The organism is Ensifer sp. MJa1, assembly GCF_037026475.1.
Taxonomy (GTDB): Bacteria; Pseudomonadota; Alphaproteobacteria; order Rhizobiales; family Rhizobiaceae; genus Ensifer.
This window is the reverse complement of the sequence record NZ_JAKUMO010000016.1, coordinates 123,627-140,701: the sequence shown is the minus strand read 5'-3', so window position 1 is coordinate 140,701 and position 17,075 is coordinate 123,627. Positions and strand designations below refer to the sequence as shown.

The following is a 17,075-nucleotide window of genomic DNA, read 5'->3' as shown; positions in this document are numbered from 1 at the left end:
GGAATCCATTCCTTCCCGATCTATATTCAGTGCGCAGCACCGTACCGAGTAGGGCTATGGCACGAACGCCGAGATCGAAACCTCTTCGCCAAGACTGCGATGCGCCCATCAGGTCGAAGCCTCGGCGCCGCCGGGATCCGGCGCAGCCCAACCTTCTGCTCGATCACATGCCTCGCAGGATCGAGCCTTGTCTTTGTCTGCTGGAGTCGAAGTCGCCTGAAGGACCTGACTGGGCTTACGAAATCAAGTGGGACGGGTATCGCTTGTCGATCCACATTGAGCCGACAGGGGTTCGCATTCTCACCAAGAACGGACACAACTGGACCGACCGCTTTCCGGAAATAGAGGAAGGTGCGCGGGAGCTGGGCGTTGCATCGGCGATCATCGACGGAGAAGCGGTCATGTACGACGACCAGGGCCGATCCGATTTCAGCCTCCTTCAGTCATCGCTTGGCGGCCGCGCTGGTCAGAAGACCTCGCCGGCACAGTTCATGGCCTTCGATCTCATGTATCTTGACGGCCACGATCTCACGACGACGGAACTGCGGGTGCGTCGACATCTCCTCGAAGAACTGATCTCCGCTCGCGCAGAAACTGCGATCCGGTTCTCCGAAGCCTTCGACGTGACGGGAGCAGAGTTGTTCCGGGCATCGTGCGATCACGGACTCGAGGGGATCATCGCAAAGCATCTCGGTCGTCCTTACAGACCCGGCCGCCTTGGCGACTGGGTGAAGGTCAAATGCATCCAGTCCGAGAGTTTCTTCATTGTCGGCTACGAGCGTTCTGCCGGCGCTTTCCGGTCTCTCATGCTGGGCGCTTATCGCGGTGACCAAGTGGTCTACGTCGGAAGCGTCGGCACGGGTTTCAAAATGAGGGAGATGTCGCAGCTCCGATCCATGATGAACAAGCTGCCATGGACCGGAAAGAAGCCCTCTGTCTCTTACTTCGGGCAACGCGACATCGTCTGGGTCGCGCCGACCATCATCGCCGAGATCGAGTTTCGCGGCTGGACCTCCGACGGCAAGCTCCGACACTCGAGCTATAAGGGCCGGCGGGAGATTCAGGACAACGCCGCTGTCTATCGGATAGAGGAGTAGGGCGCAGAACCGCTTGCCGGGGCCAGTCGGTCCCGGTTCCCGGCTGATTGCCGTCGCTATGCTGAACCTCCTGCGGCGGGCCTTTTAACCGGTCAAGCGGTGCGCGAACGGGCTTCGGCCGCTGCGCTCAGCCTGCGCCTGGTACGCTCATTGTTGCTTCGGCAGGGAAAGGGTGATCCTGCCCCCTCTCCCCTGCAATTGGAAAATCGGTCTCCCCGTCCTTCCTCCGCTCACGTTGGCTCGCTTCGTGCAGGATCGACCCGCATCCGCCTCAGGCGCATCGCGTGTCGCCCCTACGGGCGGGTGATCCCCCTCCGATTTGTCCCTTTGCCCCCCTCTCCCCTGCTGTTCCGCACGAGCTCGAGAGCAGGAGCGGGCTCCTGCCCTTCGGGTAGAGGTTCGCTTCGCGGGAAAATGAAAAAGGGAAACATCAAATGACCGAGATCATCAGCATTGCGTTGAACAAGTTGGACGCCGACCCAAAGAACGTCCGCAAGACCTACAGCGCCGAGGGCGTCGAGGCGCTGGCCGCGAACATCCGAGAAGACGGCTATCGCCTTTTGCAGAACCTCGTTGTGCGTAGGGGCGACAAGAAGGGGCGCTACTTCGTAATGGCGGGAGGCCGACGCCTTGCCGCGCTCAATTTGCTGTCCGGTGCGGGGGAGATCGCCAAGGACTTCGCTGTCGAGTGCAAGGAGCGCGAAGGCGAAATCGCCACGGAAATCAGCCTTGCCGAGAACATTATGCGCGAGGACATGCACCCACTCGATCAGCACGAGGCATTCGACGCGCTTGCTAAACAAGGCAAGGAAGTGGCCGACATCGCGGCCCGTTTCGGCACGACCGAAACCGTCGTTCGCAAGCGGCTGGCGCTCGCACGCGTGTCGCCGGTCCTGTTGCAGCTGTACCGCGAGGAAGACATCAGTTTTGCGCAACTATCGGCCTTCACCGTCAACGATGACCACGAAAGGCAGGTGACTGTTTGGAACTCGCTTTCTGCTTGGAACCGTGAGCCCCACTCGATCCGGCGAGCCCTCACGGAGGAAATGATTCCAGCGACTGACAAGCGCATCCAGTTCATAGGCGGACTGGCGGCTTACGAGGAAGTCGGTGGAGCAGTAAAACGCGATCTGTTCGATGACCGCAACGCCGGTTACGCCTTGGATGCGGCTTTGGTTGAGAAGCTGGTCGCCGAAAAGCTCGAGGCGGCCGCCGCGACTGTTCGCGCCGAAGGCTGGAAATGGATTGAGTGCTCCGCGACCGCGCCCGTCGGCTATCACATGATGAAACGGCACTATCCGGAAGGGGTCGCTCTTTCTGAGAATGATCAAGCCGCGCTTGATGCAGCACAGACGGAGTATGACGATCTTGCTCAATCAATCGAAAACGGCGTGGTCGGCGACGAAGCAGAGACAAAGCTCACGGAAGTCGAAAAACGAATCGACGCGCTCAATGCCCGAACGGAGGCCTACAGCCCTGAGGCGTTGGAACAGGCGGGAGCCTTCGTTTTCCTCGACTACTACGGTCGGCTCGCCATCGAGCGCGGTTTCGTAAAGCGGGACGAAAACGCCGAAGCGGAGGACGGGGACGACGAGGGCGAGAGCCTGCAGGACGCCAAGGGCAAGGGAGAGCCGAAGGTACCTACCATCAGCCACTCGGCTGCGCTGATCGAGGACCTGACGGCTCACAAGACCGCCGCGTTGCGCATCGAACTGGCCAACAACCCCGAGGTGGCGCTTGTCGCCGTGGTTCACGCCATGCTGTTGCGCGTGGCCTACCCGTATCACTCGGAGCAGAGTGCGCTTCAATTGTCGCTCACCCACGAGCGATTAGAGCCGTCGATGAAGGACGCCGAAAGCTGCAGGGGGCTTACCGCATTTAACGACCTTGCGGACAACTATGGTCATCACCTCCCCGGCAATCCCGCCGATCTGTTTGACTGGCTGATGGAGCAACCACAAGACACCGTGCTTTCGTTGCTGGCCTTTGGGGCGGCGCACTCTGTCAATGCGGTGGAGAAGAAGTTCACGGATCGGAAGAAGGGCATCGAGCAGGCAAACCAGCTTGGCCACGCGCTCGAGGTGGACATGCAGGACTGGTTTGAAACAACGGGCGACAGCTATTTCAGGCACGTCAACCGGACGACCATCGAACTGGCTGTCGCCGAGGCAAAAGGCAGTGAAGCGGAACTGTCGGTTCGCGCTGCCGCCAAGAAATCCGAAGCGGTAACGATCGCAGGTCGTATTGTTGCCGGAAGCGGCTGGCTACCGTCCCCTGTTCGCTTAGCATCGCCCGAGGTAGGCCCGGAAATCGAAGCCGGGCGCAACCCTGACGACAGTCAGTTCCCTGAAGCGGCTGAGTAACCTCAGTCGCGGGCCGATCACGTTCTTCTCCCCGTGATCGGCCCCCCCGCCCTCTGCGCCGATGATTAGGAGCCACGGACGACCTGGCTCCTAATCACGTCGAGGGGAGGCCCATTCCCCCTCCCCTCGAACACCCCTTCCCGCCCATGGATTGTCCGATCCGGACACTGAGTTCGCATCAAGTTGCTTCGATTATAGGCGACCGCGCATGAAGGCCTCATTGGCGGAAATGGCAGAAAATCACCGCAAAACCAGTCAATTGTAAGGGGCCATAGTCGCCTGGGGAGCCATCTGATGGCGCATGTTGTTGCGCCAATATGCTTTCTATCGCTATGTTCCCGAAGCAGCGGAATCGGTTCAAATTCCGGCTGCCAATCTGACCATCATTTTGCGGAGAGATACGCCCGACCAGAAAAGAAAAACCGCTCCCGAAAAATTCCGGAAGCGGTCTGCGAGTCGATAATTTAGCCAAATCCTTTCTCGCAGACCCTCCCTCCTCTGTCAACGATGAATGCACCTATTCGGTGAACGGCGAAGCTTTGCCTGGTCTCAAAATGGAGACGAGGAATGGGGGAAACCCAAATGAACCTGCGGCCCGCCGGTCGCCGGATAACGCCGCAGCGTGCTCATTTCCGCCGACTGGCACAGTCGGCGGAAATGGGAGCAGTTACACGCGCCCAGTTGACGATACTTGTTCAAAGCCTTCCATGCGTGGGCTTGATCAATGGAACGGAAAGCCACCTGCTGTTAGCACTGATCAACACGGCCCGGGCCGATACATTCGACAAATCGGGACGCCCGATCATATTTAAGTCCAACGAGCAACTGGCCTTCGAAATCGGCCGATCGGTCGGCCGCGTCAGCCGAATGCTGTCGCGGCTGTTCGACGCCGGCCTGATCACCATGCAGGATAGCGGCAACTACAAGCGCTATCCCATACGCAATGGCCAAGGCGAGATCACGGACGGATGCGGGATCGACCTGCGCATTCTGATCGTCCGATATGCCGAACTCGATGAGTTGGTCAGGCGGGCACGCGCCGAAAAGAAGGCTGCAGATGCGGCATTACGGCGCTACCGCGGGGCGCTCCGCAACGCTCGGCAAGCCCTAACGATCGCCACCGAGCAGACCGAACGAGTTGCGAAACTGATCGAAGGCCGCATCGACCGCGTCATCGATCGTGTCGGCGTCGCCGGAAAGGCCACCAGCAGCGCGTTGCGTCGGGCAACAGCCCTTTTGGAGTGGTTCGTAGAGCGGTTGATGCAGCTTCCTCGTCGATCAGTGGAAGGGCACGAGACGACGCAGAATATGACATGCCCGCATGTCGAAAACGGCATCCACAAACAGACTACAACCCCCTATCCTCTTGCAGAGAGTAAGGATGAACGGCGTTCGGCTGACGCCGAACAACGCAATTCCGTTAAGGCTGGCTTCGCCAGCAAATGGGCTTTTGAGGAAAGCCTGGGGCGACGCCGGAGCGAAATCAACCGGCCACGGCACTTGCCGCAGGCAATGGTCGCCTTGCAAGACGTTCTTCGGGCATTGCCCGCATTGAAGACCTACGGGTTTACGCCCGCCAGCTGGGGAGATTTGGCCCGCGCCGCGCCGCTGATGTGCCGATTTGCAGGGATCTCCGAAGATGCCCGGCGCCGCGCCGTCGAACTGATGGGCGAGCAGCAAGCCGCCATAGCGGTCGCCGTGACGCTTGAGAAATACGACCGGGAGGACGTTAGGTCGCCGGGAGGTTATTTGCGGGCCCTTACGGACCGCGCCGCCGCGGGCGAATTGCATCTCGCCCGCTCTATTTTCGGGCTCGCCGCCCGAAATTCCATGGAGATCAGACATTGAGACTTAAAGCCCTACCGGCGGTTTTCGCCACCCTCATCGTCATTGGTAGTTCGGCCGAAGCGGCCGATCTTTCGGGCCGTGCCCGGGTTATTGATGGGGATACCTTTAATATTCGAAACCAGCGCATCAGGATCGCGGCCATTGATGCTTGCGAAAGTTATCAGACCGGATTGAAAGACGGAAAGGTGTGGCGTAGTGGCGTCGCGGCCCGGAGTTACCTCGGCAAAATGATCGACGGACAGCATGTGCGCTGTGACATCATTGACCAGGATCAGCATCGGCGCCTAGTTGGCCAGTGCTTCATCGGAGACATCGATATCGGCCTTGCGATGGTGAAAGCCGGGCTGGCAGAGGCAATGTTGCGGTATTTGCCGGCCACCCGCTCAATCAGTGAGGTCGAGTACGGCCAAGCCGAGAACAGAGCCCGCGACGACGGTTTGGGCATATGGTCCGCTGAGATCGAAAGCCCGCACGTCTACCGCCGTTACAAATCATCCGAGATGTCGTGACCCTGGAAATAGCCAATATCTCGCAATGGCGGATTTGGCTTCCTACGCCGTATTGCTTCACGCTTTCCGCCGAATCTCTGGACGACCCGTTGATATCGCCGAAATCTTGATTAATATTGATGCAGAATTTGCGGTTGTATGTCGCTGGAGAAACGGGGAAACGTTGCCAGAGAGGTTCAAGCCACACTCCTCTAAAGCGGTTGCTTTTCACGCTCGTTCGCACGTCGACGCGAATTTGCACAAAGCCGGACGCCACCAAAATTTCCCCGCCTTCGGCTTCCTCGCGAGAGCCAAATTTTCGCGTCCTCCAGCTTCCTCCGCTCCGCTCCGGCCTGCGGTGCCCATCGCTAACCGCCGTGCCGTCTGAACGATCATCGCAACCGCAAAAGAGGAGTGAAAGACATGAACATCACCAACTTCATCCAGTTCGAAGGCGACGACCTCGCAACCGCAAAGGGCAGCGGCCTCATCTCCACCATCGATCGGGACATGGACATCAAGGTCGTGCCGTTCGACTCAGACAATGAAAAGGCCCCGACGCACCGCGTCTACGCCAAATCACCGCGCGGCCACGACATCGAGGTCGGCGGCATCTGGAAGAAAGACAACCAGGAGGGCAAGCCCTACTACACGCTTTCGATCCGCAAGCTCCGCTACAATGCCAATCTCGGCCGGTTCCCGGGCCAGGACGACGCCTCCCTGCAGGCGATCATCGAGTGGGAAGCTCGCGATTGATCCGCTCACAGCGCCCGGCAACCAGCCGGGCGCACACCCTCGAAAGGCCAGAAAATCCGGCAAAATGCTGGATTTACAGCACTATTCCTGCTAGGGTATCCCGTAACTGGAGATTTGCCGATGAACGTTCATTCCCGCCGTCCGGATCGATCCCCGGAAGCTGTGGAGAAGCGGCGCCAGGCTGCGGAGCAGGCGCGCGCTGCCAACGTCCGGCAGGGGTATGTTCACGATCCCGTCCTCGAGGCAACCACCGCCCGCTATGTCGCCGGCGACATCACCCGCGAGGAATACCGGGCGCTCATGATCGATCGACCCGTTAGATAGCTCACCAATCAACTCTCAAGAACAAAAGGCCGCCCGCTTAGAGCCGGCGGTTTTTTGTTGGGCTTGCCATGGCTGAAGAGTACCCCAAAGGTTCCTACACCTACCCCAACTCCTCGGACGATCCGGACCGGACAGACGTTTTGAGAAACAGATGGGGAGTTGAAACACACTCCGAGCTGCGTGTGAAAGAGTATCGCGCGACGGCCGTACGGATGCTCGAAATCGCCGAAGGCGATGGCCCCAAGGGCAATTTTGACAAGGCCCATCTGAAGGCGATCCACGGTTACATTTTTCAGGACGTCTATGAGTGGGCCGGTCACACGCGCAATGAAACGCCGATCGTCGACGGCGAGCGTGTCGAGCCGATCGGCGGCTTGTCTAAGGGCGGCACCTCATTCCTGGCGGGGTCGCGCATAGAAATGGGCTTGGACGAGGCCTTGAAGCCGATCCGGGATCAGCGAGCACTGCGCAGCGCCACGCCAGAGCAATTTGCCGAACGTGCCGGCCAGGTCCTTGCCGAACTGAACTACGTGCATCCGTTTCGTGAGGGCAACGGCAGAGCGCAAGAGGCCTTCATTTCCGAACTCGGGCGCCAATACGGGCACGAGATCGATTTTTCCGTTATCAGCAAACCACGCATGATCGATGCGTCGATCGAGACCACGAACAATCCCTCGAGCGATGCAATGAAGCATGTGGTGCAGGACGCTTTGGATCCTAGTCGCCGAGAAGCCATCCGAGCGGCATTCGCGGATTTGAAAGATTGCGGCGAGGAGCCCCTCCACCACAACGTTCGCACCGCCCGGGCTGGCGAGGAAATTACCGGCACGGTTCTCGGAGCGGGCGACCGCGTTATCAGCCTTGTCACCGAACGCGGCATTGTCGTTGCCGATCGCGCCGACTTGCCGGGAAAGATTGCTGGACGACGGGGAAATCACCTTTGGCGCCCAATCAGACTTTTCCCGCCTGGGACAAGAGCATCCGGCCCGAGAGGGGCAGTCGCAGCCAGCGCCGGCCGGGCAGCCACAGCAGGACCAGAATCCCGATCTGAAGGCGATCCAGGCGCAATTGGCGGCACAGAGAGGCCGCGAGCGCGATGACGACAATCATGGGCGATAGCGACCACATTCGGCTTTAAAGCTGCACCGACGTTTCCGATTGCGGACAGTCTCCTATGATCTGCCGCCCTCTCCTTCCGTTGGATGGATTGACCGACAAGCTACGATAGCCCCTCCCCCATGCAACCGCTGGCGCGGTCCTCCTCTCTGTTGCGGCCCTTTGGGTGCATGGGCTCGCTTCGGCCATCTCCGTTTTCTGCCGTCAACCAACGGAAGGAGACGGCAATGCAGAACATCAAGGACACCTACCAGCGCATTACGGATGCCGTCATCGAGCAGCTTGAAGCCGGCACCAAACCGTGGATCCGCCCCTGGCGCGGAAACAGCCGCGGCTCCCTCGTTCCCCGCCGCGTCACTGGCGAGGCCTATCGCGGGATCAATGTCCTGATGCTGTGGCTTGCAAGCGAGCTCGCGGGCTACGAGGAAAATACCTGGCTCACTTACCGCCAGGCTCAGGAATTCGGCGGCCAGGTCCGAAAGGGCGAAAAAGGCGCCCTGGTCGTTAAGTATGGCACCTTCGCCCCTAAGGAGCGCGATGACGATGACGATCGCGGCGTCCCCTACCTGAAGGGCTACACGGTCTTCAACGGTGAGCAGGTCGAGAACCTTCCGCAGGAGCTTTATCGGCCGACCGAGGCGCTCCCGACGACGCAGGTTCCGCACCTCGAGGCAGTCGAAACCTTCGTCCGCAACACCGGCGCGGTGATAACCTATGTCGGCACGACAGCCTGTTTTCGTCCCACCCCGGACGACATCCTGTTGCCCGAGCGGGCTCGGTTCGTCGATCAGGTTCATCTGTACTCGACCCTGCTTCATGAAATGTCGCACTGGTCCGGTGCAAAGCATCGCCTCAATCGTGACCTCACCGGCCGGTTCGGTAGTGAAAGCTACGCCGTCGAGGAACTCGTTGCCGAGCTGTCCGCTTCATTTCTCTGCGCTGATCTTGGTGTCGCCCACGACCCTCGAGGCAATACCGCGAGCTACCTGGAGAGCTGGCTTAAGGTGCTGAAGAACGACAAGCGTGCGATCGTGTCGGCGGCCGCCAAAGCTCAGGCTGCGGCTGATTACCTTCACGGTCAGCAACGGGCCTACTTGCAGTGACCGCGGGAAAAAACTCTATCTGAGGAAAGGACTGGCGGCGAAACATGTTTTGCCGCAGTCGCCCGTGGACCAGTCCACAGAAACGGTGCACCCATATTCTGCACTCGAGGCGTCACGTAATCCGTCCAAGTCTTAATGCAACAGCGATCGTCCGCGTTCTCAAAATGGTTGCGGCGTCTCCTGGCCTCCGAGCCGCTATTTACTCCAAACCATTGCATATTCAGCATAATTCTGAATTTTGACGGCAGTCAAAACGACAGTGCATAACCTGCCGCTCCCTATTCCCAACTGCTAAGAATCGGCATCATCTACGAGCGCAAGTCTGCAAATTGCGGTTAACCTTTTGTTAACCCTATTTTCCTTGCTAGTATTTGAGAATCGGAGATAATGACGGCATTTCGCTGAAAACCGTGATTTTACCGACAGAATGGCCTGAGGCACAATGAACGCGTTCACATCGCTACCCTCGTTCGAGCTGGACGACAAGATTTTGATGCAGGGGGCGGAAATCTCCCGCAGGCTGAATCAGCTGCGGTTGGAGAACTTTCCACCTTCTGCGAAGAAAACCCTGCGTCCGTTTTCGGTTGCCGAGGTTGCCCACTATCTCGGAGTTACACCGAGCAATCTGAAGCGGCTCTATCTCGACGGCAAGGGACCGGTTCCGGCGACCGTGGGGAGCCGGAAACAATACACCGCCGAGCAGATGTGGCAGCTGCGGCATTACCTCGCAGAAACCGGGAAGAGCGAAGCGAAAAAATACGTGCCCCAAAGGAAACCGGGCGACAAGCTCCAGGTGATCGCCGTCGTGAACTTCAAAGGTGGGTCCGGAAAGACGACAACAGCCACTCACCTCGCCCAGCACCTCGCTCTCACGGGACACCGTGTTCTTGCCGTCGATCTCGATCCGCAGGCATCGCTATCGGCCCTGCACGGTTATCAACCGGAACTCGATCAGAATCCCTCGCTCTACGATACGATCCGCTACGATGATCAGCGTAAGCAGATTGCGGATATCATCCAGCCGACCAATTTCCCCGGCCTCGACATTATTCCCGCGAACCTCGAGCTTCAGGAATACGAATACGACACGCCACTCGCCATGCAGGCCGGGAGCGAGGGGAAAAGGTTCTTCACCCGGTTCGGAAAAGCGCTCCTAGATGTCGACGAGCGCTACGACGTCGTGGTCGTAGACTGCCCTCCGCAGCTCGGCTATTTGACGTTGACTGCGCTAACAGCCGCGACGTCCGTGCTGATCACCGTTCATCCGCAGATGCTCGACCTAATGTCGATGTCGCAGTTCTTGCTTATGCTCGGTAACATCACAAAGACGATCAAGCAGGCCGGCGCTGACGTTAGGTTGGACTGGCTCCGTTACCTCGTCACCCGCTTCGAGCCCCAAGACATCCCGCAGGTGCAGATGCTCGGGTTCATGCAGAGCATGTTGGCTGAGGAAATTCTGAAGACGCCGATGGTGAAGACGACCGCGATCTCCGACGCCGGTCTTACCAAGCGCAGTCTCTATGAACTGGATCGCTCGAATTTCACCAGGGGAACATACGACCGCGCCATCGACTGCATGGATGCCGTGAATTTCGAGATTCAAGGTCTCATCCATCGAGCATGGGGACGGATGTGAATATGTTGACTGCCGTAAAATCCGACTTTCTCGTAAGAGAAATCAAGCGCTTAACCAAATTTCGAGGATAGCGATATGGCTCGGAAGAACCCGTTCATGAATGTTATGAGCGACACAACGCCGGACGAGACAGTGATCCTAGACTACACGGTCAAGGGAGCATCGAAGTCGCTGATGCACTCGCTCGATGATCTGGCCGCCAAGGCAGATCGACTTCTCGAAGGGGAGGCCGTTGTCGAACTCGATCCCGATAGCATTGATGGCTCATTCGTTCGCGACCGCCTTGAGGACGACGAATCGGATTTCAACGAACTTCTGACGGCCATCAGGGATCGCGGCCAAGACACGCCAATTATGGTCCGGCCGCATCCGTCGGAGACCGGCCGCTACATGGTGGTCTTCGGGCACCGCCGTCTTCGAGCCGCCAAGGCGCTCAAGCGGAAAGTCCGCGCGGTCGTCAAAGACTTGAAGGACCAGGATCACCTCGTCGCGCAGGGTCAAGAGAACTCCGCACGGGCAAATCTGTCGTTCCTAGAGAAGGCATTGTTCGCGGCCGAGATCGCCCGCCGTCAGTTCGACGGTGACAACGCGATCACGCTCTCCGCGCTGTCCGTCGACCGCGCCACCTTGTCGAAGATGCTTGCGGTCTCGACCATCCCAAGGGAGGTCCTTGACGGCGTCGGGGCGGCCAAGGGAATTGGCCGAGATCGCTGGTATGAACTCAAAATCTTCCTGGAGCGGCCATCGACCCTCGAGAAGGCGTTAGCCTTTACCCAATCGGATGAGTTCAAGGCTAAGGTCGGAGACGATCGCTTCAATGCTCTGCTGACCCACGTGAAATCGATCGGGAAGCAGCCCCGCTCTAAGACGGTGAAAACTCAGAAATGGGTCTCGGACGACAAGTTCGTGTCAGCCGATCTTAAGAGCGACGGCAAGACATACACAGTTGCTTTGAAGGCAAAGGATGCAGCAGGCTTTGGCGATTACATCGCTGAGAACCTGGGTGATCTGTATCAGTCCTATCGGAGCCAGAAGGATCAACAAGGAGAGTAGACCGCAAAAGAAAAAGGCCCCCAAACGTTTCCGTCGTGGAAGCCTTCCTCAGATTTCTAGCAAGATCGAGAATCGCATTTCCACGAATCCCCGTCAAGAGTCTTTGGCGCCGTTTTGGTGAGCAGATTTCTTTTGCCTTCTGAAAGGTGAAGAAAAATGCAGGTTGGAAATGTGACGACGCCCTTTGGGCGGCGGCCGATGACGCTTGCCTTGGTCAAAAGGCAGTTCACCATGGCCGAAATCAAGTCTGGCAAGACAGCCGACAAGTGGAAGGTGTTTCGCGACGCCTCGGAGGCGAGGGCGCTTCTCGGCATCCAGGATCGCGGTCTGGCCGTCCTGGACGCATTGCTGACGTTTTACCCGGACGCAGAATTGTCGCAGGATCGGGCGATGATCGTATTCCCATCGAACGCGCAGCTGTCAGTGCGCGCTCACGGTATCGCCGGCGCGACGCTGCGCCGGCAACTGGCCGGGCTTGTCGATGCCGGTCTGATCGCGCGCAAGGACAGTGCCAACGGGAAACGGTACGCGCGCAAAGACCGCGCTGGCGAAATAGAGGAAGCCTACGGCTTCGATCTGTCGCCGTTGCTCGCCCGAGCCGAAGAGCTTGCGCAATTGGCCCAGCAGGTGGCCGCGGATCGCGCGCACTTCCGGCGCACCAAAGAAAAGCTCACCGTCTGCCGGCGCGACGTGCGTAAGCTTATTTCGGCAGCCATGGATGAGGGTGCTTCCGGCGACTGGGGTGCGATTGAGGCGATGTATATCGAGCTCGTTGGCCGGATTCCCCGCACGCCAACAATCGGTGACTTGACCGCAATTCTCGAGGAACTGGAGATGCTGCGGGCGGAAATCCTCAATCTGCTGGAAATGCAGATGAATTCCGAAAATATGAGCACCAATGCTGCTCTAAATGAGCGTCACATACAGAATTCAAATACCGAATCCATCTATGAACTTGAACCTAACTCCGAAAAGGAGACGGGGGCAAAACCTGAGACTAAACTGGAGCCGAAGCGCGAGCCGATAAAGGCGTTCCCGTTGGGCATGGTGCTGCAGGCTTGCCCGGAAATCATGATGTACCGCCCTGATGGCGTAGTTTCGAGTTGGCGCGATCTGATGGCAGCTGCAGTCGTCGTTCGATCGATGCTTGGGGTGAGCCCGAGCGCCTACCAGGATGCCTGCGAAGCGATGGGGCCTGAGAACGCCGCGGCGACGATCGCCTGTATCCTCGAACGGGCAGGGCACATCAATTCAGCCGGGGGCTATCTGCGGGATCTGACGGCAAAGGCACGCCGAGGGGAGTTTTCGCTCGGGCCGATGCTGATGGCGCAAATGCGGGCGAACCCTGATGCGGGTAGGAAAGCCGGATAGTACCGTCGCGAAGCGGCTGCTAAGCTATGCCGATCGTACAAATCAGGAGCCCGAGGAATTCCGAAAGGAGGGATCGTGGACATCAGCGCCAGTGACCGCGAACTTATCACGGTGATGCGACAGTATTTTGCGGCAAAGAGCGAGCTGGAGAGCTTGAAAGAACACTTGGAGGCGGCACGACAGGCAGCCGGCGAGGCGATTGGGATGTTCTACGATCCGCGCCAGAACCTCGCGCACGCCGCTGACTTGCAACGTTCCCATCGCTTGAGGGGAGAGATGGCGTCGTTGATGAAACGCGCTGAAGCCTGGGGGAAGACGGCATCGGCCGATGATCGTCAAGATATGTCGGAGGCTGAACCGGAAGAATGGCAATCGTTTGAGAAGCGAGCCGATTCATTCTTCGGCTCGTAGTCGTCACCAGATGATCAGCCGCCCGGCGGGTCGGAGGGACGGATTCTTGCATTAAGCGTTTAGGAACTTTCGGGGAGGGGAGAGCGAGCAGAGAACCCGCCGCCGCTCACGGGCCGTTCTCACATGTGGTCTAGTTGCGGCGCAATGTCGCCAAGCGTAGGTCGGAGTCAGCGATAATGATCGCTGCGATTGCTGTGACGAAACCGTCATCGGCAAGCTTCTGTTGCGGAAATGGAGCTCTCATCATTGCCTCTTCTTGAAAGAGGCACCGATCGTTCGCATTTGAGGTGGTGCCGCAGTGTCAATAATTGCGCAATTCATGTTATTGTGCCATGCTTGTGGGCAAACGGGGGTGTGACATGAACGTTTCCATTGGTGACCGTTGGGAAGCCTTTGTATCTAACATCGTGAAGGATGGCCGCTACGGTTCGGCCAGCGAAGTCGTGCGTGAAGGATTGCGCCTCGTCGAGGAGCGCGAGCAGAAGTTGAGGGCTCTGACCAGCCTGCTCAACAAGTCGATCGCCGACGGCGGCGAAGCATCCGACGCAGATATTGACGCGGCGCTGGAAGCCAAGGCCGCTCAACTGACCAAGGAAGGCTTCTAAGAGTGCCGCAGCTTCGTATGCTGCCTTCGGCACTCACAGACCTGGTCAATATTCTCGAATACATCACTCGACAGAGCGGTAGTTTGGTGGCGGGACGTCGGTTTGTAGGAGAACTTCGGCAAAAATGCCGGACCCTGGCCGACCTTCCCGGCACTCTCGGCCGAGCAAGGCCGGAATTGCGCGCCGATATTCGCAGCGCGGCGTTCAAAGGATACGTCATCTTTTTCCGCTACACCGACGAACGTTTCGAGGTCGTCAATATCATCGAGGGGCATCGCGATATCGATGAGTTGTTTTCCTCGGTCGACGCGAACCAATAGCACCCACTCCCCCGCTGGCCTGACTGCCAATTGTCGCTACCCGCGATGAGCTCGCGGGGGCCCTAGGTAACCAACCGCGCCGCCCGTCCCTGTTTACGCTCGGCGTCGTTGTAGTAGCGTGCTGCCTGCGTGACGGACTTGTGCAGCGACTGCTGCATGGCTTCCGGCAGCGGTATGCCGCGGTTGGCGGCTTCGGTCAGATAGCCTGACCGCAGTCCATGCGCCGAAAACACGGTCGGGTCGAGCCCGGCCTGCTTGCAGCGGCCTTTCAGGATCAGGTTGACCGACTGCGGCGTCAGCGGACGGCGATCATTGTTCCCCCACTGGTCGATACGTCGGAACACCGGGCCATCCTTGATATCGGCTTCCTCGAGCCAGCGTTTCAATGCGGTCACCGGTCGGCCGATCAGCAACACATGTTCGTCGTCATCGCTGGTGGTCGTCTTCGTCCGACCCAGCCGGATGGCGAGGCAGGGAAGGGAAGGGGAGTCCGGGATCGATGGATCGGCCTTGACGGGGTCCTCGTCGGCGAGATCCTCAACACGCAGCGCCGCCACTTCCGACCGGCGACGGCCGCCGGAGGCGAACGCGGTCAGAAGCAGTGCCCGATCGCGAAGATCGACCAGGCGTTCACCGGCGCAGGCGTCCAGCAGCTTCGCCAGGATGTCGCCGGTGACCGCCTTTTTGCTCTTGCGTTGCCGCGGCCGGGCGCTGGCGCGAACCGCAAGCCGTAGCGCCGATTTGAGCGACGGCCCACTGAAGGCGCCTGTCAGGCCGCGCCATCGGGTGAGGATCGACCAGCTTGTCAGCCGGCGCCGAACGGTTTCGGGGGCATGCGGCCCGTCGGCGCGCAGGAGGTGCTGCGAGCGCAAGCCAGCTTCCACGTCCACTGGCATGCCATGGCTCGGATCTTCGGCACGCTTGGCCGGATCCCAGAGGTGATGGGCAACGAATTTCAAGAGCAGGCTTTCCGCCGCTGGCCAGGGGAGGGGAGTGCCGGTCGCGAGCTGCGACCAGGCCTCGAGATAGCCGAGGTCGGAGGCGAGCGCCCTGAGCGTGTTGTTGCCCATGCCTTCGCCGGCGAGGTGCTTGAGCGTGGCGACGTCGTCGTCCGTCAACAGGGCAGCAAGCTGGTCGCGGCGATCAAACGGCAGGATGGCGTCGAGCGCATCGAGTTCTTCGGCACGGCGGTGAACGGCGTCGGTGGGTATCATTTTCGCGAATTTCTACGGTCGAGGAGTTGCAGCGTTGCGCGATTCTAGGTGATTTTCGACTCGAAAACCATCACTATCGATACCTGATACCTATCGATAGTGATATGAGCTGCTAACAACCATACCATGTGAGGAACTCTAATTTTAAGATAGAGTTCTTTTAGCAAATCATTTACCATGATTTCAATGCTTTACGATCTCGCCAAATTGCCCATCCAGAGCCTGCTGCGGCCACTCTCGGACGCCGGCACAGCGCTCGCCCGTCTCGACGAGCGCATCGCCCGCTCACCGGTCGGCGAAGGCTTTCTCGAACGCGCCCATTTTGCCGATGCCTGCGCCTCGCTGTGGATCGACGGCGAGCTCGTCCATCTCGAGGACCTGGTGCTGCACGACGCCGGCCACGACATCCGCACCCCGACGCACGAACTGACGATCGCCCGCGACGTGCTGCGCTCCCGCCGTCGCATCGCAGCGCAGCCGCCCGGCTGGGCGCTCAGCCCCGACGGTCTGCGCACCCTCCGACAGGCGGGGTCTGCAGCATCACTAGGTCGCGACAGCGCCGAGGGAGATGCTGGCGCCACGGCCGATCCTGCGTCAGTCGAAGCAGGGGAGGGGGAGGACGCTTCCGAGCAAGGTTCCAGTCAGTTCGACGCCGAGCTCGCCGCCATCGATGCGCTGCTCGCACGATCGGACGCCGCCATTGAAGAGGCAAGGCGGAGCGGACCCGCCAAAAGCGCTCGGGCCGAAAAGGATCCGCTGGTCTACGATCTTGACTGGGACGAGGACGCGCGCCTCGAGGAATGGCGCGGCGTGCTCAGCATGATCGGTGATCTGCCGCCGGCGCTGCAGGCGATTGTTGCCCTCGATGCCTGGAACGAGCTCGCGGTGCTGCAACACGCGCCCTGGCTCGGCCGGCTGCTGGTGGCGTCGATCCTGCGCCAAGCGGGTCTCACCACCGCGGCCCATCTCGCCGCCTTCAACCTTGGCCTGAAATCCATCCCCGTCGATCGCCGCCGGCATCGCGATCGCGAGACCCGTCTGCTCGCCATCGCCCAAGGGCTGAGCGCGGCCGCCGAGCTCGGGCTGAAGGAGCATGACCGCCTAGCGCTGGCGCGGCAGATGATGGAGCGAAAGCTCGCCGGCCGGCGGACGTCATCGAAGCTGCCGGAGCTGATCGAGCTCGTTATGGCAAAACCGCTGGTCTCTGCCGGAATGGTCGTGAAGACGCTCGAAGTCACCCCGCAGGCGGCGCGGCGGATTGTCGGCGAACTCGGGTTGCGCGAGATGACGGGGAGGGGGAGGTTTCGGGCGTGGGGTGTCCTTTGATCGTCGCTCGAAGCTACTTGCGATGATTTTGGTGTCGATCGATG

General features: G+C 59.6%; 15 protein-coding genes and 1 pseudogene. 15 read left to right on the top strand and 1 reads right to left on the bottom strand.

Translation table 11 applies throughout. The features are described 5' to 3' along the window. Positions 1–56: 56 nt before the first annotated feature. The 14 genes and pseudogenes from ligD to MKZ91_RS20935 all read left to right on the top strand — a co-directional run bounded on the left by ligD (position 57) and on the right by MKZ91_RS20935 (position 14,491). Complete coding sequence (gene ligD, locus MKZ91_RS21000; protein ID WP_336172975.1) at positions 57–1,097, top strand: non-homologous end-joining DNA ligase; 1,041 nt, start codon at positions 57–59, stop codon at positions 1,095–1,097. 434 nt (positions 1,098–1,531) lie between these two features. After that, positions 1,532–3,460: a ParB/RepB/Spo0J family partition protein gene (locus MKZ91_RS20995; RefSeq protein ID WP_336172974.1), complete on the top strand. Its 1,929-nt coding sequence runs from the start codon at positions 1,532–1,534 to the stop codon at positions 3,458–3,460. A 567-nt stretch (positions 3,461–4,027) separates the two neighbouring features. Then, positions 4,028–5,308, top strand: a complete 1,281-nt coding sequence (gene repC / locus MKZ91_RS20990) for a plasmid replication protein RepC (protein ID WP_336172973.1) — start codon at positions 4,028–4,030, stop codon at positions 5,306–5,308. Beyond that, positions 5,305–5,817 (top strand): thermonuclease family protein, encoded by a 513-nt coding sequence (locus MKZ91_RS20985; RefSeq protein ID WP_336172972.1) that lies wholly within the window; start codon positions 5,305–5,307, stop codon positions 5,815–5,817. Before repC (MKZ91_RS20990) ends, MKZ91_RS20985 begins: the two co-directional genes overlap by 4 nt. Positions 5,818–6,219: 402 nt before the next feature. Further along, positions 6,220–6,552 (top strand): DUF736 family protein, encoded by a 333-nt coding sequence (locus MKZ91_RS20980; protein ID WP_336172971.1) that lies wholly within the window; start codon positions 6,220–6,222, stop codon positions 6,550–6,552. A gap of 120 nt (positions 6,553–6,672) precedes the next feature. Then, entirely contained in the window at positions 6,673–6,876 is a 204-nt protein-coding gene (locus MKZ91_RS20975) for a hypothetical protein (RefSeq protein ID WP_336172970.1), read from the top strand. Positions 6,877–6,944: 68 nt separating this feature from the next. Next, positions 6,945–7,995 (top strand): annotated as a pseudogene (locus MKZ91_RS20970) (Fic family protein). A 224-nt stretch (positions 7,996–8,219) separates the two neighbouring features. After that, complete coding sequence (locus tag MKZ91_RS20965) at positions 8,220–9,095, top strand: ArdC family protein (RefSeq protein WP_336172969.1); 876 nt, start codon at positions 8,220–8,222, stop codon at positions 9,093–9,095. Between the two features lie 442 nt (positions 9,096–9,537). Continuing rightward, on the top strand, positions 9,538–10,731 hold the full coding sequence (gene repA / locus MKZ91_RS20960) for a plasmid partitioning protein RepA (RefSeq protein ID WP_336172968.1): 1,194 nt from the start codon (positions 9,538–9,540) through the stop codon (positions 10,729–10,731). 75 nt (positions 10,732–10,806) lie between these two features. Continuing rightward, entirely contained in the window at positions 10,807–11,784 is a 978-nt protein-coding gene (repB, locus tag MKZ91_RS20955) for a plasmid partitioning protein RepB (protein WP_336172967.1), read from the top strand. Positions 11,785–11,940: 156 nt separating this feature from the next. Further along, on the top strand, positions 11,941–13,155 hold the full coding sequence (repC, locus tag MKZ91_RS20950) for a plasmid replication protein RepC (RefSeq protein WP_336172966.1): 1,215 nt from the start codon (positions 11,941–11,943) through the stop codon (positions 13,153–13,155). A 75-nt stretch (positions 13,156–13,230) separates the two neighbouring features. Beyond that, the gene (locus MKZ91_RS20945) at positions 13,231–13,566 is read left to right on the top strand and encodes a hypothetical protein (protein WP_336172965.1); all 336 of its coding nucleotides are present in this window, start codon (positions 13,231–13,233) and stop codon (positions 13,564–13,566) included. Positions 13,567–13,925: 359 nt separating this feature from the next. Next, a complete protein-coding gene (locus MKZ91_RS20940) occupies positions 13,926–14,171 on the top strand; it encodes a type II toxin-antitoxin system ParD family antitoxin (RefSeq protein WP_060608251.1) in 246 nt (81 codons plus the stop codon). Between the two features lie 2 nt (positions 14,172–14,173). Continuing rightward, on the top strand, positions 14,174–14,491 hold the full coding sequence (locus MKZ91_RS20935; protein WP_336172964.1) for a type II toxin-antitoxin system RelE/ParE family toxin: 318 nt from the start codon (positions 14,174–14,176) through the stop codon (positions 14,489–14,491). Positions 14,492–14,553: 62 nt separating this feature from the next. On the opposite strand, the gene MKZ91_RS20930 is transcribed toward MKZ91_RS20935, so the two are convergent. Continuing rightward, positions 14,554–15,705 (bottom strand): site-specific integrase, encoded by a 1,152-nt coding sequence (locus MKZ91_RS20930; protein WP_336172963.1) that lies wholly within the window; start codon positions 15,703–15,705, stop codon positions 14,554–14,556. A 177-nt stretch (positions 15,706–15,882) separates the two neighbouring features. Between MKZ91_RS20930 and MKZ91_RS20925 the strand changes: the two genes are divergently transcribed. Beyond that, on the top strand, positions 15,883–17,031 hold the full coding sequence (locus MKZ91_RS20925; protein ID WP_336172962.1) for an RHE_PE00001 family protein: 1,149 nt from the start codon (positions 15,883–15,885) through the stop codon (positions 17,029–17,031). Positions 17,032–17,075 lie beyond the last annotated feature (44 nt).